At 70.3% G+C, this 18,602-nt stretch carries 12 protein-coding genes; 1 reads left to right on the top strand and 11 read right to left on the bottom strand.

Annotation, left to right across the window (positions count from 1 at the left end; genetic code table 11):
- Positions 1-20: 20 nt before the first annotated feature.
- The 11 genes from AOK01_RS08295 to AOK01_RS08245 all read right to left on the bottom strand — a co-directional run bounded on the left by AOK01_RS08295 (position 21) and on the right by AOK01_RS08245 (position 17,600).
- A complete protein-coding gene (locus tag AOK01_RS08295; protein ID WP_055510025.1) occupies positions 21-2,171 on the bottom strand; it encodes a hypothetical protein in 2,151 nt (716 codons plus the stop codon).
- On the bottom strand, positions 2,171-6,013 hold the full coding sequence (locus AOK01_RS08290; RefSeq protein WP_055510024.1) for a putative baseplate assembly protein: 3,843 nt from the start codon (positions 6,011-6,013) through the stop codon (positions 2,171-2,173). The genes AOK01_RS08295 and AOK01_RS08290 overlap by 1 nt, the downstream gene beginning before the upstream one ends.
- Positions 6,010-9,243, bottom strand: coding sequence for a putative baseplate assembly protein (locus tag AOK01_RS08285; RefSeq protein ID WP_055510023.1), 3,234 nt, complete (start codon positions 9,241-9,243; stop codon positions 6,010-6,012). Before AOK01_RS08285 ends, AOK01_RS08290 begins: the two co-directional genes overlap by 4 nt.
- Positions 9,240-9,638, bottom strand: a complete 399-nt coding sequence (locus tag AOK01_RS08280) for a GPW/gp25 family protein (protein WP_055510021.1) — start codon at positions 9,636-9,638, stop codon at positions 9,240-9,242. The genes AOK01_RS08285 and AOK01_RS08280 overlap by 4 nt, the downstream gene beginning before the upstream one ends.
- The gene (locus AOK01_RS08275; protein ID WP_055510019.1) at positions 9,635-10,018 is read right to left on the bottom strand and encodes a hypothetical protein; all 384 of its coding nucleotides are present in this window, start codon (positions 10,016-10,018) and stop codon (positions 9,635-9,637) included. Before AOK01_RS08275 ends, AOK01_RS08280 begins: the two co-directional genes overlap by 4 nt.
- A gap of 20 nt (positions 10,019-10,038) precedes the next feature.
- Entirely contained in the window at positions 10,039-10,575 is a 537-nt protein-coding gene (locus AOK01_RS08270; RefSeq protein WP_055510017.1) for a phage baseplate assembly protein V, read from the bottom strand.
- 69 nt (positions 10,576-10,644) lie between these two features.
- The gene (locus AOK01_RS08265) at positions 10,645-11,784 is read right to left on the bottom strand and encodes a hypothetical protein (protein ID WP_055510015.1); all 1,140 of its coding nucleotides are present in this window, start codon (positions 11,782-11,784) and stop codon (positions 10,645-10,647) included.
- Positions 11,777-12,175 (bottom strand): LysM peptidoglycan-binding domain-containing protein, encoded by a 399-nt coding sequence (locus tag AOK01_RS08260; RefSeq protein ID WP_055510013.1) that lies wholly within the window; start codon positions 12,173-12,175, stop codon positions 11,777-11,779. The genes AOK01_RS08265 and AOK01_RS08260 overlap by 8 nt, the downstream gene beginning before the upstream one ends.
- Positions 12,176-12,185: 10 nt before the next feature.
- The gene (locus tag AOK01_RS08255) at positions 12,186-12,887 is read right to left on the bottom strand and encodes a hypothetical protein (RefSeq protein ID WP_055510011.1); all 702 of its coding nucleotides are present in this window, start codon (positions 12,885-12,887) and stop codon (positions 12,186-12,188) included.
- Positions 12,884-13,588 (bottom strand): hypothetical protein, encoded by a 705-nt coding sequence (locus tag AOK01_RS43435; RefSeq protein ID WP_157871219.1) that lies wholly within the window; start codon positions 13,586-13,588, stop codon positions 12,884-12,886. The genes AOK01_RS08255 and AOK01_RS43435 overlap by 4 nt, the downstream gene beginning before the upstream one ends.
- Positions 13,589-13,622: 34 nt before the next feature.
- Positions 13,623-17,600 (bottom strand): hypothetical protein, encoded by a 3,978-nt coding sequence (locus tag AOK01_RS08245; protein ID WP_213862070.1) that lies wholly within the window; start codon positions 17,598-17,600, stop codon positions 13,623-13,625.
- Between AOK01_RS08245 and AOK01_RS44345 the strand changes: the two genes are divergently transcribed.
- Complete coding sequence (locus AOK01_RS44345; RefSeq protein WP_213862069.1) at positions 17,581-18,549, top strand: hypothetical protein; 969 nt, start codon at positions 17,581-17,583, stop codon at positions 18,547-18,549. The two genes, AOK01_RS08245 and AOK01_RS44345, sit on opposite strands and share 20 nt — an antisense overlap.
- The last annotated feature ends 53 nt before the right edge of the window (positions 18,550-18,602 follow it).

Below are 18,602 nucleotides of genomic sequence, written 5' to 3'. Positions count from 1 at the left end.
GGCCGGGTCTTCAGCGGGGTCTACGTCACGAAGAAGATCCCCGCGTCCGTGCCCGCCGGCGTGTACTCCGCGAGCCGCGCCCGCAGGTTGTCCTCGCGCTGGGGCCGGTACAGGTCGTGGAAGGCGCCCAGTTCGGCGCCGTCCTCCGCGCCGCGCCGGATCTCCTCGGGGCTGCCGTCGGCCCACAGCCCGTACCAGGGCGTCCCGTAGCGCCGGGACGTGAACCGCGGCTGTACGCGGGACGCCCGGCCGGGGCCCGCCAGGTCCGGCTGGCAGCGGTACCTGCGGGGCGTACGCGATCCGGTGGGGACGTACGAGAAGCGCAGGCAGCCGATGCCGCGGCGGGCCACGTGGAGGCGTCCGGTGAAGACGGAGTTCTCGGCGATGCGGACCGCGTGCGTGTGGATCTCGCCGATCACGGTGGTGCGGTGCAGGTGCAGGACGGCGTGGGCGTGCCGGCAGTCGGGGGCGGAGAGCGCCTCGCGGTCGTCGGCGGTGGCGTCCAGGACGCTGTCGCGCAGGTGGATGTCGAGGGGCTCCTCGGAGACCTCGTCGCCGATGACCTCGATGGTGCCGAGGATGCTGTGCTCGATCTGGAGGCACGCGGTGGTGCGCTCCAGGACGATGCTCGGCTCGTCCGGCGAGTGGGGGTCGCACTCGGGCTCCAGGGACCAGCCGGGCACGAGCGTGCAGTGGCGTACGACGACGGCGCCCATCGGGCCGGTGACGTTGATGCCGCGGCCGGTGACGAGCAGCCCGTCGAGCACGATCCGTGGCCGCTCCCCCGGGGCGCAGTCGTCCGACAGGGCGCGGATGTTGAGTGCGTCGGGACGGTTGCTGTACCAGTCGAGCAGCCGGATGACGGGGCGGGTGCCGTCGGCGGCGCGCAGTTCGAGGCGGTCGCCCGGGTCGAGGTCGAAGTCCAGCTGTTCCTGGTAGGCGCCGCTGTGGGTGATCTCGATGATGCCCTCGGGGCCGCAGCGGCCCGCCCGGCGGTCGTGCTGCCAGGCCCGGTAGGCGTCCATGATCTGCCGGTGGCTCTCGCCGGGGCCGACCCGGAACACGGTGGCGTCGGGGCGCGGCTCGCGGTCGCGTACGTACTCGCCGCCGCCCAGGTCGGCGCCGGACGCGTAGTGGTAGTCGACCCAGACGCCCTTGCGGGGCGCGGTCCGTGCGCCGAAGGCGATCCGGCCGAGCTCCGGGTCGACCGCGACCTGGCCGCGCTTGGGCCGGTAGCGCCAGTCCGACAGGTCGGCGACCACGATGTCGGAGGGCGGCACGGGCCCGTCCTCGCCGTCGCGCCGGATGACGAAGCTCTTGCCGGGGCCGTAGTGGTCGGCGAGGCGGTCGTGGAGCCGGCGGCGGCGGATGAGGTCCGGCACGTTGTCGAAGGCGGCGATGTGGGTGGGTGAGGGCTCGGGGACCGGCCTGGTGACCAGTGGGGTGTCGTTGCCGAGGATGGAGAAGGTGTAGAGGTTGCGGGCCCGGTCGACGCAGTAGGCGGGCGACGACGTCAGCGAGTACGCCTTCAGCCGCCATACGAAGAGTCCTACGCCGGCCGGGGTCCAACCACCCTGCCGGTGGCGGGAGTCGGCTCTGCGGACGTCCACCGAGCGGGCCACCTCGCCGAACGGGCCGCCCGCCAGGTCGAGCGCGGCGCCGTCCCTCATGTCGGCGAGCCGCCCGCGGATGCCGCGGCCGTGCGGGGCTCCCCCGGTACCGCCGTAGAGCTTCACCGGCTGCTGGTGGGCGACGTGGCGGGAGAGTTCGACGGCGCGGGCCGGCCAGTCGGCCACGTCGTCGGAGAGTTCTTCGAGGAGATGGAGGGTGCCCTTGCGGCGGCGGTTGGCGACCGTGGCGGCGACGTCCGCGCGTGGTGCGACGGCTTCCGTGAGCGCGGCCGGACTCCCGCCGCGCAGCCCGGTGGTGAGCACCCTCTCGTAGCCGGGCAGCGTGCGGTAGCCGACGAGGTCGCCGAGGTACGGCAGCACCCAGGGCGCCGCCGTCTCGACGAACAGGTCCTCGTAGCCCTGCTCGACCCCGTCCCGTACGAGGTCGAGCTGCTCCGCCATGACCGCGAGCAGGGCGCGCAGGGGTTCGCCCTCCTGGGCGTCCCGCAGCCGGTGCCACTGGGGAAGCAGCTCGGCGAGTCCGTCCGGTTCCCTGGACATCACTTGACCTCCGTCAGAATCAGGGTGTCCGCGGCCTTCGGCGACAGCAGCGCGAGCTGGGCCGGGCGGATGCCGCGGAAGACGTACACCGAACGGCCCTTCGCCAGGCGGCGGGTGTCGGCGATGTCGGGGTTGAGGCGCAGGAGTTCGGCGAGCGGGACGCCGTACCGGGCGCAGATCTCCGACAGCGTCTCGCCGTCCTTCGCGCGGACGGTGTGGGTCTTCTCGTCGTACGTCGCCGCACGCGCCGGGACCGATGCCCTCGGCAGGCCGGGGTTCGCGAGGAGCCGCGTGAGCTCCTCGGCGGTCGTGGAGGCGGGCACGCCGGTGAACACGTCGACGTCCACGTAGTCGACACCGGGCACCTGGTGGGCCGTGGCCAGGATGTCGGAGAGCCGGGCGGGCTGCCCCAACTCCCTTCCCTCGAAACCGAGTCGACGTAGCAGGGCCTGGCGCAGCCGGGGTTCGACGATCTCCCAGGTGTGGTCGGGCGCCACCTTCACCTTCGCGGACACGAGGAGCGCGACGAGTTCACGGGCGTCCACGCGGACCGGGAGGTTCGGGTCGCCGTACTCGGTGAGCGCGCCGCGCAGGGCGTCCAGCAGCGGCGAGTCGCCGCCGTCGCCCGCGAGGGGCACGTCGTCCGTGCCGGCGACCGTGACGTGCAGCACCCGCCGCCGGCCGTCGAAGAGTTCGCGTGCGGCGGCCCGTCCGATGCCGGCCCGGGAGCGGGCGAAATCCTCGTAGTCGCTCTCCGACACCAGCCGGTCGAGGGCCGAGACGGCGAGTGGGATGGTGCGCCGGGTCAGGGCGGGTCCGTCCGCGTCGGCACCGCCGGTGGCCGGGCGCGGGTTGGTGACCGCGGAGACGCCCAGGGGCCTGGTGAGGGCCTGGGTGACGCGTCCTGCGGCGACATTGGCGGCCCTGCCGGTGCCGAAGCGGTAGCGGGCGCGGATGTTCTCGTGGCCGCTGGGCAGGCGGGCGCCGTGGACGCCGTCTCCGAAGGTCACGGTGGTGCGGCCGTCGGCGGCGGTGCCGGTGATGTAGACGCGGTCGCGCGGGCCGCGCCCCGCGAGGCTGTCGACCTCGTGCCAGAGCACGCCGTCGGCCCTGACCTCCAGGACGGGGGCGGCGCCGAGGGGGTTGTCGTCGGCGAGCCAGGTGAGGGGCGCCTGCCAGAGCGCGAACGTCTGGTTCACGCGGTCCGAGTCGCCGCCGCCGATCGCCTCGTCGCGGGTCTCGCCGTGTGTCGCCTCGACGACGTTGCCGAGGACGCGCACGCTCGCGCGGCGGTAGCGGTGGGCGAGGTCCGCGGTGAGCGTCAGCTCGGTGTGGACGTGGTCGCCCGGGAGCCGGGGGTCGATCGCGGGCTCGGCGGTGGCGACGGTGACGACCTCCGTGGCCCGTACGGCGGCCGTGCCGGGCAGGTCGCCGCGCTCCCCCTCGACGATCAGTGTGCGGCCGGGCCGCAACCCGTCGTACAGCTCGGCGAGTTCGATCTCGTTGCCGTGCACGTCCTCGCCGAGCGGTTCGTCGGCGGGGCGCAGCGGCTGGCCCGCCGCGTGGACGGTGGTGTCGCGGATGTGCGAGAGCAGGACGTCGAACTCGTCGAGCCACGGGTCGGCCAGGACGAGTTCGGTGCCCCGGCCTGTGATGCCGTAGTTGGTGTACGCGGCCGTCCGCGCCGCCACGACCTTCGTGGTGACGTACGCGAGGCGCGCGTCGCCCGGGATGCCTCCCTCGGCTCCCTCGGCTCCCTCGGCTCCCTTGGTGGGGCGCTGGATCGCCACCCAGCTGCCGACCGTGATGCCGTCGCGCACCGAGTCCAGCTGGAGGACGCGGCGGTTCGCGGGCGCCGGCTTGGAGGCGATGACCACTTCCACGTTCGGGGCGGCGCTGCCCACGGTGTACGTGAGGCTGACCTCGTACTCGCCGTGCGTGAACCGCTCGGGGACGCCCGGTCGCAGGGTGACCTGTTCGGAGGTGCCGTTGTCCACGCCCACCTGGACCAGGCCGTCCTCGTCGGGGCGGGACACGGTGAGCGTCCGCTCGGGCAGGCCGGAACGGAGCACCGCGGTGACGCCCGGCGGCCGGTCCGCGGGGGTGGACAGGTCCACCTCGCCGGTGCCCAGGCGGAAGGTGACCGGTGTCGTGGCCGGGAGGTTCTCGGCGCGCTGGTCGGAGCTGCTGCCCTCGACGTACTGGAACTCCGCCCGTACCGGGGTCCTGCCCGCCGTGTCGAACACGACGCGCATGCTGACGAGGACGGCGCCGGTGAGCGGCCAGTCCGCGGTGCGGATGACCCGGCCCCGGTCGTCCTGGACGGGCTTGAGCGGGGCCATCGCGCCGAAGGGTGCGGCGGTCACGCGCAGGGCGAGGAGCTCGCGCAGGAGCTGCGGGGTGCCGGGCGCGGCGGCCGTGCGCCAGGCCGGGTAGAGGCCGGTCAGACCGGGGTCGAGGACCGAGAGCAGCCGGGCCGTGTCCGCGCCCGGGCGCCGGGGCCCGGCCCCGGTGGAGGGTGCGGGTGCCCGGCCGCGGGCGCGGAGAGCGGGCAGGACGGTGCCGAGGGCGTCCAGGGCGGCGGCGCGACGGCCGGTTGCCGAGGCCGAGGCCGGTTCCTGAATCTGGGCCGCCGCCATTGCCGTGGCGGGGGCCTGGTCTCCTGCTGCCGTCCGGTCCCGGCCCGCTGCTGCCGTCGGGTCCTGGTCGTCCGGTGGAGGCACCGGCTGCGAGGGGGCCAACTCCAGTGCGCGCTCGGCGAGTTCGGCCAGTACGGCCTCCAGCTGTTCGAACCAGGCCGCCACGTCGTCGTACGGTGTCGCGAGGACCTGGGCCTCGCCGAGGCGGGCGACGGGCTCGGCGAGCCGGGCCGCGAGGCTCTCCGGCGTGCCGATCGCGTCCAGGTCGGCGCGCAGTGGGGCGAGGACCTGGTCGTCGAAGTCCTCGATCAGGCGGCTGACGGGGCGCGGGTTGGGCACCTCCGGGGTGGGCGGTTCCTCGCCGGGCTCGCCGGGGGCCGCGGGCTCGGCGGTCCAGCGGCGTACCTCATCGACGAGTTCCCTGAAGGTGGGCGGGGCCGACCGGGGCAGACCGATCGCGGTGATCTCGTCGTCCCGGTCGATGCGGACGCTCGCCACGGGCAGCAGCAGCCGCTGCGCGCCTGCCTGTTCACCGAAGACGAACAGCAACGGGTCGCCGACCGCGAGGGAGTTGGCGGTGCCTTCGACGAAGAGCTCGGACCGGCGTTCCAGGTCCTGCGGGGTGACGAGGGAGGGGCGGCGGCGCCGGACCTTCAGCTCGTTCCAGTCCCAGCGGGCCGTCAGGTCGCGGCTCGTCTCGAAGGTCTGCGACTCCTCGTCGGCGGACGCGGGCACGCTGTGGCTGCGCGCGCCCCGCGGGATCACCACGGGCAGGGTCTCGGCGCGCGGATCGCGTTCGAGGCTGTACGCCAGATGGGTGGCGGCGGCGACGCCCGGACGCGGCCGGTGACCGACCAGCCGGCCGAGCAGCGCCAGCGAGCGGTACTCGTCGGCCGTACGCAGATAGGCCTCGTCGGCGATCCGCTCGGAGTGGAAGGTGAGCAGGTCGCCGAGGACGGCGGTGGCGTCGAGCAGGCCGATCGCCGGGTCGTCCGGGGTGCGGACGGTCAGGCCTCCGAGCGCCGGGTACGCGGGTGAGGCGAGCCGGTCGCGCAGGGCGGCCAGGAAGGAGCCGTACTCGCCCACGCGGTAGTCGAGGGCGGTGCGGCCGGGAGGGTTGTGGAGCGGGGCGGGGGCGAGGCGCTCGTCATGACCGCCGCACGCGCCGCCGCAGGTGCAGTCGTTGCGGTCGTCGTCGCTCATCGGGCGCCTCCGAGGGATATCGCCAACCGGCCGTTCTCCGGTCGGTCGGGGTCGTTGTCGCAGGTGGCGACCTCCAGCGGGCCGAGCCGCAGCACGCCGTCCTCCCTCTCTCCGCGGTCCTCGTGGAACAGCCTTCGCAGGCGGGTGACGTGGACGCTCTCGACGCCCGGCACGGCCGCCGCGACGGCGACCAGGCGGCTGATCCTGACCGGTTCGCCGAAGGTGAGCGCGTCCGGGTGGAAGAAGCCGAGCCGCCCGCCGGGCAGGCGGCCCCGGCCGAGTACGCGGTACAGCTCGGCCAGGATCTGCCCGTGCTGGTGGCCGGGCCTGGCGCAGACCCGCAGCGCGATGTCGAGCGGCACCTGGCGGGCCGCGCCGACCACGAGGTCGTGGCCGATGCGCCGGTACGCCTCCAGGGCCTGGGTGACCTCGGCGAGCAGCGCCGCCGAGGGTGCCCCGTCGCCGTACGCGTCCACGGCGACGTGGGCTTCCCGGCCGCTGCCGGTCCAGCGGATCGTGGCGGCGGCCCGCTGGACGCCGGGCAGGACGGAGGCGAGGGCCGCGTAGTCGTCCGCGGTGACGGCGCGCAGGCGGGTGCGGCGCAGGTCGAGTGGGGCCAACTGGCGTACCTGCTCGACCGGTTCGGGCTCCGTGCCGCCCACGGCGGGCAGCGGGTTGCGCACACCGGCCACCGGCGGTTCCTCGTGGTCGTGGTCGTGATTGCCGTTGCCGTTGCCGTCGTCGCAGACGACCAGGTGGTTGATGGCTTCCGCGCCCACGTTGCCCGCGATGCCGCCGCCCAGCCGGTAGCGGAGTTCGAGCCGCGTGCCGGGGGCAGGCCGGGCGGCGTGGCGGCCGTCGCCGAAGCGCAGGGCGAGGCGTCCGTCGTCCTCCAGTTCGCCGACGAAGTGCCGGTCACGGGCGGTGCTGTCGAGCAGATCGCGGCGCGGCTCCCAGGTCAGGTCGCCGTCGTGGAGCCGGACAGCGGGGAGTGCCTGGCGCGGGTCGTGACGCAGCGCCGCCGTGGCGGGGCCGCGCAGGACCTGCTCGTCCGGGTGCAGCCCGTCCGCGTACGCGGGGCCCCAACTGTGTGCGATCTCCCAGGCGATGTGCCCGTCGAGGACCGTACCCGCGCGGGCCCGCGCCGCGAGCACCTCGACGCGCCGGAGCTTCGCGTCGAGCAACCGGTCGCTGCGGAAGAGGAGTTCACGTAGGGCGCGTACCGGGTGGCGGCGCAGTTCGAGTCGCTCCAGGACCTTCAGGCCGTAGAGCACGGTGAGTTCGGCGATCTCCCCTTCGCCGAGCCCGTCGCGGTCGCGGGCGCTGCGCCACAGTTCGGTGAGGCGCTGCTCGACCCGGCCCGGGACGGCGGCGAGCCGCTCGGCCTGGCCGGTGGCGACGGCCCTGGGGTCGGGGAAGGGCACGGCCTGGGTGACGGGCGAGCGGCCGAGGAGCGGCCGGAAACGGGGTGCGATGCCCGGGTACACGGACTGGGCGAGCAGGGTGCGCAGGGCCGCGGCCTGGGCGTACGCGGTGCCGGGCACGACCCGTCCCGCCTCCCCCGTACCGCCGCGTCCGTGCCGCCGGCCGGTGAGTTCCAGGCCGAGACCGGCACGTACGGTCGCGGCCTCGCCCACGACGTCGAACAGCTCGCGGACGTCGTCGGGGGTGAGCGGGTCGCCGCACTCCGCCTTGTCCGTCAGGGAGTTGATGAGGCGGGCGGGTGCGTTGCCCTCGTCGCGGTCGGCGCAGCCGAACGCCGGGGCGGCGCAGGAGCCGACGACGGCGGGGGCGGGCGGCACGGTCACCGTCTCCGGGAGGCCGTCGCCGCACCAGTTCAGTGAGCGGCCGTGGTCGACGAGGACGACGTTGCCCCGGGCGATCGTCACGTCCTCCACCGCCTCGCAGTCGCGTCCGCCGCGCGTGGCGAGGCACAGCGGGAAGCGCAGCGCGTCCTCGGCGGCCCAGGTGACCTCCAGGACCGGCTGGTCCTCGATCCGGTCGACGGCAGGGGTGACCGAGGTCAGCCGTACGGCCTGCCGGTGGGTGGGATCGGCGTCGCCGGGAGTGCCGGTGCGCGGCCCCTTCACCTCCTCCAGGACGATCAGGTCGCCGGGCCGCAGCCCGAGTCGGCGTTCCTCGCAGGTCTCCGGGTCGCGCCACTCGTCGCGCAGGGTCGCGGCGGTCGCGCCCTTGGGCAGGGAGCGCACCTCGCTGCCCCAGCTCCACAGCCGGATCGCGTTGTGGGCGGCCCGCAGCTCCAGCGGGTCGGCGGACGCGACCGGTTCGAAGACTTCGACGGAGCCGCGCTCGTCGAGTTCGGCGAGGTCCCCGTCGTCGATGACCGTGCCGGGTTCCGGCCTGTCGTGCGGGTCGAGGGCACGTACGTCGACGGAGGCGAAGCGGTACGTGCCCGGGAGCAGGGTGTGTTCGCCGGCGGTCTCCACCGTGACGTAGGCGCGGGCGTTGCAGCCGTCGTGCATCGCGTAGTCGATGAGGCGGACGTGCCGGCGGACCGAGACGCGGCGGCGCGCGGTGTCGAGGTACGCCTCGGTGGCGACGGCGTCCTGCTGGTAGCTGATCTGGTCGCCGGTGTGGGCGAGCATCTCGACGAGCGTCATGCCCAGGTCGGCGGGGTTGCGCTCGATCCAGTCGGGGGTGGTGAGTGCGAGCCGGTCGAGGAGCAGTTTGCGGATGGTGTCGTAGTCACGGGCGGTGTAGTCGACGACGGGTGCCGCGGGGAAGTCCCGTTCCCTCTCGGGTCCGTCCGCGCAGTCGAAGGGCGTCGGACAGTCCGGCCGGAAGGAGAAGGAGGCCCGGTGGTAGCGCTGGTCGAACCCTCGGAAGGGTTCGGTCCCCGGGCGCCCGTACGGGTCGGTCTCCACCAGGGAGAGGCAGTAGCGGGAGGTGTCGCCCGCCCGGTCGAGGGTGACGTACAGCCGGTCGTCGAGCTCGGGGTCCTCCTCGCGCTCGACGCTGATGTCCACGGCGGTGATGTCGGTGGGGTTGGTAGGACCGGTGGGGCCGGTGGAACTGGTGGGGCTGGTGACGCGGCGGCCGCCGTCGATGCGTACGTTCTCGGCGCACAGGCCGTGCGGGGCCTTGCCGAGGAAGGTGACGGTGAGGGTGAGCCCGTCGTCGCTGACCTCGACGGCGTCGACTCCGTTGAGCTGGGCGGCTCTCACCTTGCTCCGCCGGGAGGCGGTCGTGGTCGGGGCCGTGCTGCTCATGCGGCGGCCCTCCCTTCGAAGACGTCGTCGCGGCGCGTCCCGGTGGAGCGCACGGCGTAGGAGAGATGGACCCGGATGGTGTCGTCCTCGCCGGCCACGTCGAGGGCCTCCACGTCGACGAGGTCGCCGAGCCAGCGCTGCAGGGCGGCCTGCACGGACAGTTCGAGGGTGCTGGTGAGTTCGGGGCTGTTGGGCGCGAACACCAGGTCGAGCAGTCCGCAGCCGAAGTCGGGGCGCATGACGCGCTCACCGGGGCTGGTGAACAGCACCTGTTCGATGAGGTCGCGGACGTGTGCGTCGTGGCGCGCGTGCGCGGTACGGCCCCGGCGGTCGGCCCGGAAGGGGAACGCGATGTCGGAACGCGGGCGGGCGCCTGGGCGGGTGCGTGGGCTCATCGGACGGTCACCTTTCGCGGCGCGGCCTGGACGACGGGCGGGCCCTGCGGCACGAAGGCCGCCGTGAAGCACTGGGCCGCGGAGGTGTCGAGCAGCACGGCGGCGCCGTCGACGGTGACACCGCTGCCGCCGGTGCCGTCCATCCCCCCTGTCCCACCGTCGGCCGTCCAGCGGACGGAGACGCAGGGCACGGGCACGCCGTCGACGGTGTGCGGGCAGCCGGTGACGACGTAGCCGTGCCCGGCGGTGGCGACCGGTACGCCGTCCATGAGCACGGCGGAGGTGGCTGTGGTGGTGGTGCTCGCGCGCCCGCCGTGCGGGCAGCTGATCACGGCTCCGGCGCCGAGCAGACTCCCGGACGCCCCTGTCGCTCTGGACACTTGAATCGTCCCCCGTCTTCCTATCGCTTGGAGAGCACGGTCAACTGGCCCTCGTTGATCGTCACTTGGTTGCCGCGCAGCACGACCTCGGCGCCGGCGCCGGTCGCGATGACCACGGCGTCCCTGGTGACGCGGATGTACGCGCCGTCCTGGGCCTGGAGCAGGATTCCCTGCTCGGTGCCGGGCGTGTCGTTCATGACGAGCTTGTGCGCCAGGGGTGTCTGCACGACGACCGGCTTGTTCGCGGCGTTCGCCTGCAACTCGCGGCGCGCGTCAGGCGGCAGCTCCTCGGCGGCCCCGTACCAGCACCCCGTCCAGATCGGGAAGCTGGGATCGCCCTGCTCGAACTCCACCCAGACGCCGGCGCCGGTCGGCGGCACCACGAACTGTCCCGCCTGTGGCCCGGTGAAGGGCAGGCAGGGCAGCGCCCAGGTCGAGGGCTCATCACCGAGGACGTCCGGGACCTCGGCCGTGACGCGGCCGATGCGCAGTGGGTCGTTGTTGTCGACGACCCGGCCGCGGAACTTGCCGAGGTAGCGATTGCCGGTTGCCGCCATGCTGGACTGCTCCTGGTGTGTGGTCTGCGAGGTGTGGTCTGTGAGGCGTGGGGTGGTGCGGGGTCAAGGTCAGGGCCTGACGTAGGCGCTGCGGGCTTCCAGGCCCTCCCTGGAGACGGTGAAGTTCTGCTGGAAGGAGCCGGGGCGCAGGTTGTGTGTGACGGACTTGACGTAGTAGTCGCCGTCGTACGCCCGTCCCGCGCCGCGGACGCCGACCAGTTGGCGGGGCTGGAGGATGTAGCCGTGCCGGTTGACGTCGAGGGAGCCCGAGCCCGAGATGACGTCGGCGGACACGGCCGCCCGGGCGAGGAGTTCGGCCTCGGCCTGTTCGCGCTGCTGCTTGGCGGTGCCGGTGAGGGTGCGGCGTTTGAGGGCGGGTGTGGGGCGCTTGCCGAGCGGTGGGCGCAGGGGGCTGATCGGTGGCTGCGGGAGGAGCGTGGAGTGCCGGGTCCCCGGGTCCTGCCAGCGGGCCTGCGGCTCCTCGCGCGCCGTTCCGTCGTACGAGAACGTCAGCTGGTCGACGGTGGAGTTGTTGTCCATGTTGACGTTGAGGGCGTGCTGGCGGACGCCGAGGCGGACCTCGGGGCCCCAGCGGGCCGACGACCGGTTCGGGGTGGGGCCCGGCTCCAGGTAGAAGGTGTAGCCGTTGGCGCGGGCCAGTTCGGTGACGTACTGCAGGTCGGTGCCGGTCTGGTAGTGCACGCGGAGGTCCTGGTGCGGGGGCTGGGCCACCTTCTCCGTGTAGACGTCGGGCCGGATGCCGTAGTCGGAGTAGCGGCGCAGGATGGCGAGGACGCGCTCGGAGGGTGGGAGGTTGGGGTAGCGGTCGGTGCGCTCCTCCAGGTCCATGAGGAGCGTCAGGTCCTCGCCGGTGACGGTGAGGGTGGAGTGGCCGGGCTGGTTGCTGGCGCCGACCTCCTGCCGGACGATCAGGCCGTCGAGGAGCACGTCGGGGGTGCCCTTGACCGTGACGGTGACGACGATCCGGGTCTTGGGGTCGAAGAACCCTTCGGGCAGGAGCCGCCGGCTGATGAGCCCGTTCTTGGTGAGGTCGAAGGCGAGCTGGAAGCCGCCGCGTTCGCCGGCGGTGGCGGTGATCTGCGCGGACAGCAGTGCTTCGGTGACCTCGGCGGGGACGGGGCGGGCGAGCTTGGGCCCCATGAGGAGGGTGATGTGGACGGGGCCCTGCCCCACGGGGACGTCAAACACGCCGGTCCCCCCGGTCCGACCGCGGGAAGCCGCCGGCGAGCGGTACCTGGATGACCTTGCCGGCCTCGTCGGTCAGCTCGCGTGGGTCGAGTACGGGGTTGGCGTCGGCGATCTGCCACCACTGGGTGGGGTCGCCGAAGTAGCGCTGCCCGAGGAGGTCGGGGCGTTCACCGCCGCTGACGGTGTGGTCCTGGCTCTCGTCCTCCGCGTTCCCCGCATCCCCCGCTTCGGGCAGCGGGGGCAGCAACCGGCGCTTGGTGTAGCGGACTTCGGTGCCGTCCGCCTGTCGGTGTACGCCGATCTCGGCGTCGTGGTAGCGGCTGGTACGGGGGTAGGGGTGGGCGCCGGGGATCGCGTCCAGGGCGTTCTCGTAGGGCTCGATGTCTGCCATGGCTGCTGCCTCAGCCCCTTCCGTTCAGGGTGCCGACGGTGCCTGTGCCCGCGGCCGTGAGGCCGAGTCCGCCGAGGCTGCCGCCGCGGGCCGCTGCCGCGAGGCGTTCCTTCTGGGCGAGGTGGGCCATGTAGAGGTCGGCGCCGCGGTGGCCGGCGGGCAGGTCGCTGACGGTGAGCACCTTGAGCCCGATGGAGAGGGAGGCCCGGATCGGATTGAGGTTGACGTCGAAGGCGGATTCGTTGATGGACAGCTCGGTCAGCCGGACGGGCATCACGCGCTTGCTGCCCCAGGTGAACAGCGTCAGCGGCATCTCGATCGGGCTGATCTCGATGGCCCCCTTCTGGGACAACCGCGAGGCGTCACGAATCTGCTGAGTGGTGGGCTGCACGAGCATTTCGAGCGTGGCGAGTTGGGGGTGGATGCCGTCGGGGGCGGCGACCTCGAACTGATCGGTGGCATCGATCTCGGCGGTGAACTTCCAGGTCTCCTGGGCGGGCCCTTTGAGCCGCAGAGCCTCGTTCCGGTCCCCGGACCCGCTCCCCCCGCCGCCGGAGTCTCCGCTGCCGCCGGCGGACTGGGGCGAGAGACTGCGTTCCAGGGTGTCGGGGTTGAACTGCAGCACGATGATCCGCTGGGGGGTGCCTCGGTCGGGGTCGACCACGACTATTCCGGAGCGGATGGGCTTGGGGATGTCGGCGTAGCGGGTCATCGGCGGGCCTCCAGGCGCGCACGTAGGTCGCTGTAGTCATAGGCAGGGAAGGTATCCGGGAAGACATCGAGCATATTCTTGATACTTGCGACGTGATGACGGAAGTCTTCGTGTCGAAGAAGAGTGTCAGCGAAAAGATGCTGCCACCCGAAAGTCCCCTTGGTAATGCGCAGCATGGTCAAGTAGCCACAGAGATCCAGCTCCATTTTAATAAATCCTTGAGAGTTATTCCCCCCGTCATACAAGTATCGATCCTGGTGCCATAGTTCTAGATTCTCCTTGTGGGCCTCAATGCGAATAAAAGTAGCCTCACCGGTCGCCCTGCGCGGGGCGGCATCAATCAATCGCAACTGGGAGAGCAGCTTTCTTTCTCGTTCAGATGCCAGGTCGTTGCACTCCGGCGGGTTGCCCATGAGGGATCTGAATAGGTGAGGCAAGTGAAATTCACCGGATAGGTCGAGTTCAGTATCTCTTGAATTCCAGTAACAGGAAAAAGAGGTGAAAGTTAATGCACACTCCTGCAGCTTCTGACTCAGGATTACACCCGCCCATTCAGCTTTCCTGTCCGACAGGGGATCGAACCATGACATCGGAAATGTTGTCGGCCGCTGCTCGAAATGCACATCAAATTCCCCGGTCGCTTTGATCTCATTGACGGAATCCAACTGAGCACGATCACTCAACGTGAGCTCCTTTGCCATGATTTCTCTCGCTTTCCTTACCTCGATCTACATGTCAGGAGAAAGTCAAACGATCATCGTCAGCGAGCGCAATCAAGCGACTCTCCAGCTTCGCCAGGTTAAACCGAGGACGATCCTTCTTCATGCGTTGCACCATGTCCATTTCATCGACAAACGGATGGACTTGGCGAAGCCTAATGATCGCCTCCACCTGGGCCTTCGATGCTGTCAGTGCGAGCTTCATGCGGTGCTTGTCAGTCTCCCTGTTGACGTCCAGCACAGGTTCGTTGCGGGGTATCGGGGGTTTCTCAAGAGATAGCGAGACAGATGCCGGTTCGGCCGCACCGGGCGTCCAGTGTCCCGTCAATTCCCCGGTCTCACGTGGCTTCAGGTGATGCTTGCCCCAGCTCGCGCTAATAGTGCTGGGGAATCCCCGGGGTCGAGTGTTGGCGTTGTGCCCATAATTCGAATCCGCCTTCTCGGACCAGTAGCCGATTTCTATCTTGTACCAGGCGAGATTCCGGCCACCCTTCTTCACGTGATCGGTGGCAGGCTTCTCTGTCGGCCGCAGCTTCATGTTCTGGTAGTGGCGCGCCGGGACCAGGTTCTGATTTCTCGCCGTTCCACCCAGCGTGTCCGGCAACAGGTGGGTTCTATCCCAACGTTCGGAGTCGTTGACCTCGGTGTTGATCTTATGTTTGATGAGGTAGCGAAACCCGAGGGGCTCAGGCGACTTACCCTTCGCCGCCGATTCGCCGGTACTTGCGAATGTCTTGTTCAGATACTCGGATTTAAAGCTTGACGCGAGGTCATTATTTCTAAATTCCGGGGACTTTACAGGCGGCAGCTTCGCATCGCGATGAGGTGCGTCTTTCCAATCAACCGACGGTGTGGAGTCACCGGATTCTTCCTCGCCGCGTGTCGCGGTGCCAGTCGGGTTCAGTTTGGCGACGATTGAGAAATTGGGTGGATCCTTGCGGACGAGCGAGCTGAGTCGGAACCATACGCGCAGTGCATTGAGACTCTGGATGTGACCGGCGCGCAGCACTCCCTTCCTGAGCTTGGGATCTTCGATTGCCTTGATTCGAGCGAGGATCTTCTGAAGCTGAGCTTGCTTTGATTCGGGAGAGTTCTCCTTCTCCTCCTGTTTCTTCTTGTCGCTCGTTCCTCCCTTTTCGTCATCCTTCCTTTTACTGCCGGATTCAGCGCCGTCCTTACGACCTGATCCGTCGGTTTCCTTCTTGCCGTCGCCGTCCTTGTCTCGACTGTCCGCGTCCCTTTTGGCGCTGTCGTCAGAGTCGGGCTTCTCCTTGTTGCCGTCCGGATCCTGGCCCTTGCCCCCGTTGTCCTTGGTTTTGTCCTTGGCAGGACCGCCCGGGTCGTCGATCTTGTCGGGCCTGGGAGAGGGGGTAGGGGCAGCCGACTTGGGCGACGGGGTCGGCCGGGTGTCCTGCTTCTCGTCCTTGTTCTCGTTCTTCGGATTGCCGTTCTTGTCCTTCGACGTCGGGGGCGTCGGCTTCGTGGACTTGTCGCTCGGGGTGTTGTTCTTCTTGCCGTCGGGCTTGCCGTTTTCCTTGCCGGGCTTGTTCGTGGGGCCCTTGGGGCTCGTCGGCTTGGGGGACGGGGTGTCGGTGTCCTTGTCCACCGGCTTTCCGGGCTTCGTCGTCGCCGGCTTCTTGTCCTGGGGCTTGGCCGGTGCGTCCTTGTCCTTCGGCTTGCCCGGTGCGTCCTTGTCCTTCGGCTTGGCAGGCGCGCTCTGGTCCTTCGGCTTTCCGGGTCCGCCCGTGTCCTTGGGCTTCGGCGGGGGCGTGACCCTGGACGGGGGCGTCTGCGTCTTTTCGGGAGTCGACGAGGGCTTGTCCTTGTTGGAAGCCGGCGGGTCGCCCGCGCCGTCCTTCCCCTTGTCCGTGCCGCCACCCTTGTCCTTGCCCAGGTTCGCGGCCACGCCCTTCAGCCGCTTGCCCACCTTCGACACGTACTTGCCGATGCCGCTGAGGATCAGCTCGTACGCCATTTCCAGCAGGACGACGATGCCCGCCGCTATCGCCTTGGCGAAGAGGACGCCCGCGCCTCCCTCGCGTACCGACTTGAGCCAGGTGATGACCGCGCCGATGGCCTTGAGGATCTCGCCCAGTGAGCCGATCGCGGCCTGGATGGCCTCCAGGATGGCCGCACCCCAGCCGGCGCCCGGGATCAGCTTCGCGAGGACCTTCGTGATGACGATCTCGCCGATGATGAACGGGAGTTGGGGGACGATCGCGTCCCACACCTCCTTGGCGATCCTGTCGAGGGTCCAGCCGCCCTTCATCAGCTTGTTCCAGACGGCCTCGGTCAGGCCGGTGATCTCCTTGACCTTGTCGTTGAACCACTGCTTGACCGCACTCTTCACCTCGTTGAAGAGGTGGTTCTTCGCGCCGTCGTAGGCGGAGTTCTTCGCGCCGCTCAGCCAGCCGCCCGGGTCCGAGAGGATGTCGACCAGGATCAGCATGAACTCGCCGAAGGCCGCGATGAACTTCGTCGCGAAGTCGAGGACCGCCTTGAGGGCGTCCTTGCACGCCTTCAGGACGTCCAGGAGCATCTTCTTCAGGACGTTCAGGATGTCGCTGAGCAGCTTCGCGATGGACTCCAGCAGATCGTTCATGATCTGCCTCAGCCGGGTGGCGAGACTGTTGACGAGCGCGATCGCCGCCTTGATGAGATCCGTGACGAACTTGCGTATGCGGCGGGCGATCTCGATGACCGCTCTCACCAGGTCCGTGACGAACTGGATCAGGTCCTCGATGAACTTCCTGATCATCTCGACGATGCCCTTGCGGGCCGCGTTGATCCAGCCCTCGACCGTCTCCTTGAAGCTCTTCAGCGCCCCGACGATCGCTTCACGGGCGTCCTTGATGATCTGGACGATCTTGTCCCGCAGCTCGATGAACTTCTCTTTGATCCAGTCGAGCGTCTTGGAGAGCCAGCCCTTGGAGTCGTCGACCCTCTCGTCCTTCTTCTTCCCTGCCTCCTCCTCGGCCTTGTTCCCCTTGTCCTTGATGTCCTTGTCGCTGGTCTCCTTCTCCTTGCCGACGTCCTTGTCGGTGTCCTCCTCCTCCTTCTTGACGTCGTCACGGATCTTCGTCTCGCGGTCGGACTTCTTCGTGCCGAGCTTCTTCAGCTCTTCGTCCTGGTCCCTGGTCCAGTCGGCGCGCTGCTTGTCCACGTCCGTCAGGACGCCCTCGCGCTTGCCCGTCTGCTCCTTGGTGTTGGCCAGGACTTCCTTGTCCACCTGCCGTTTGTGCTTGTCCTGGGACGTGCGGGTGTCCTGAGTCTTCTTCTCCCGGCCCTTGCCCATGTCCTGACGGCCGTCGCTCAGTGCCTGCTTGAACTGTGGCTTCCGCTCGTGCTCGGCCACTTCCGAGGCCGCCTCGGGAGGCACCGCACCCGTACTCGCACCACCGCCGCCGACCTGGGATTTGCCGCCCTGCTGGGCCGGCACCTTCCCTTCGAGCCGTTCCTTCGGCGCGTCCGGGTAGATCTGGTCCTCGCCCATCCTGCGACCGGCGTCGTCGGCGCCGGTCTCGGCGGCCTCCTGGCTCTTGTCGTCGGTGTTGCCGCCCTGTTCGTCGGTCTTGTCCTCGGCCTGACCCTTCATGTCGACGCCCGGCGCGGTGCCGTTCTGCGCCTCCTTCATGGCCTCGTCCTTGGTGGGCATCCCGGCGAACTGCGCGGCCAGGTCCTCCGCCGTCACATCGAAGCCGAGCCAGTCGCCGATGCCGCCGATGACGTAACCGGCCATCATCCCGACCTGGTCGAAGAAGTCCGGCTCCTCCATCTCCTCGGCGTCGATCTTGCCTTCCGGCTTCTTCTCGCCCTTGACCTCGGCCTTCTCGTCCTTCGCGTCATCGGCCCGGCCGGCCTTGTCCTCGTTGTACTGCGCCGCCTCCTCGGAGTCCGGCGCGCCGTGCAGGGTCCTCGGGGCACCGGAGGGGCGGTCCATGGCGGGCGGCCTGGACGCCAGCTGCCTGTGCTCCTTGCCGACGTCCTTGTCCACGGCGCCGCCGACGCTGTCCATCGCCTCGACGGCCTGGTGCGGTTTGAGGTTCGACGCGGCGGAGAGGCCCTCCTCGGGGGAGACACCGGAGAGGTTCGGCGTCGCCTTGGACGCCTTCTTCCCCTTGGACGCGCTCCCCTTGCCTCCGCCCTTCGACCCGCCACCGCCACCGCTGCCACCACCACCGCTGCCACCACCACCGCGCGCAGCCGCCGGAGCGGCCCTGGAGCCGGAGTCGTCCCCGCCCCCGGATTCGGCCGTGCTGTCCGCCCTGCTCTCCGGCTGCGGAGCCGGCTCCTTCTGCTCCTCCGTACGTGAGCCTGAACTCCCTGCTGGCGAGCGGGGGTTGCCGCCGTCCGATGAAGGCCGGCCGGCCGTCGAGTCCGACGACGGTGTCGCATCGGTATCGGCCGAGCTGTCGGCGTCGGTGGCGGTCGTCCCGCCGCCCGACGCCGAACCGTCCGAAGTGCCGCTCCCGCCCTGGTCCTGGGGCCCCTTCGACTCCTGCGGGCCGGGGGACACCTCGGCCTTCGCCGAGTCCGCCGGGGACGCGGAGGCCGACGTGTCGGAGCGGGCCTGCGCGGAGTCCTTGGAGCCGCCCGACGCCTTGTCGCCCGGACCGCCCGCGGTCGGCGTGCCCTTCTCCTCCTTGGCGGCCTGCTCGGCCGTATTGCCGCCGGTCTCCTTCGAACGGTCCTTGGCCTCCTGCACGGTGACCTCGGCGGCGACCGGACCGGCCTTCGGGTCGTCGCCCTGCTTGGGGTCCCTGGAGGCGACGCCCGGCGCGGGCTTCGGCTCGGACTTCTCCTCGGGGTCGAGCTCGCTCTCCGTACGGCGGCCCTGCTCCGCGGCCTCCTCCTCGGCGCCCGGCACGGGCGGGGAGTCATCGGTACCCGGGTCGTCCCTCTCCGCCGCCGACCAAGGCCGACAAGGTCCATGCGGAACGTGAGCAGGAGGACCAGGAGGACGCCGAGCGCGAGGCGGCGGCGGAGAGGGACGACC

The organism is Streptomyces aurantiacus (genome assembly GCF_001418335.1).
Taxonomy (GTDB): Bacteria; Actinomycetota; Actinomycetes; order Streptomycetales; family Streptomycetaceae; genus Streptomyces; species Streptomyces aurantiacus.
The sequence above is the reverse complement of the archived record's forward strand: the minus strand, read 5'-3'. Positions and strand labels throughout refer to the sequence as shown.

Bases quoted from the DNA above. Each gene is read 5' to 3' on its own strand.
- AOK01_RS08270 (WP_055510017.1), bottom strand. From the start codon at position 10,575: ATGGCGGCAACCGGCAATCGCTACCTCGGCAAGTTCCGCGGCCGGGTC.
- AOK01_RS43435 (WP_157871219.1), bottom strand. From the start codon at position 13,588: ATGGCAAAGGAGCTCACGTTGAGTGATCGTGCTCAGTTGGATTCCGTC.
- AOK01_RS08280 (WP_055510021.1), bottom strand. From the start codon at position 9,638: ATGAGCCCACGCACCCGCCCAGGCGCCCGCCCGCGTTCCGACATCGCG.
- AOK01_RS08290 (WP_055510024.1), bottom strand. From the start codon at position 6,013: ATGAGCGACGACGACCGCAACGACTGCACCTGCGGCGGCGCGTGCGGC.
- AOK01_RS08295 (WP_055510025.1), bottom strand. From the start codon at position 2,171: ATGTCCAGGGAACCGGACGGACTCGCCGAGCTGCTTCCCCAGTGGCAC.
- AOK01_RS08260 (WP_055510013.1), bottom strand. From the start codon at position 12,175: ATGGCAGACATCGAGCCCTACGAGAACGCCCTGGACGCGATCCCCGGC.
- AOK01_RS08255 (WP_055510011.1), bottom strand. From the start codon at position 12,887: ATGACCCGCTACGCCGACATCCCCAAGCCCATCCGCTCCGGAATAGTC.
- AOK01_RS08285 (WP_055510023.1), bottom strand. From the start codon at position 9,243: ATGAGCAGCACGGCCCCGACCACGACCGCCTCCCGGCGGAGCAAGGTG.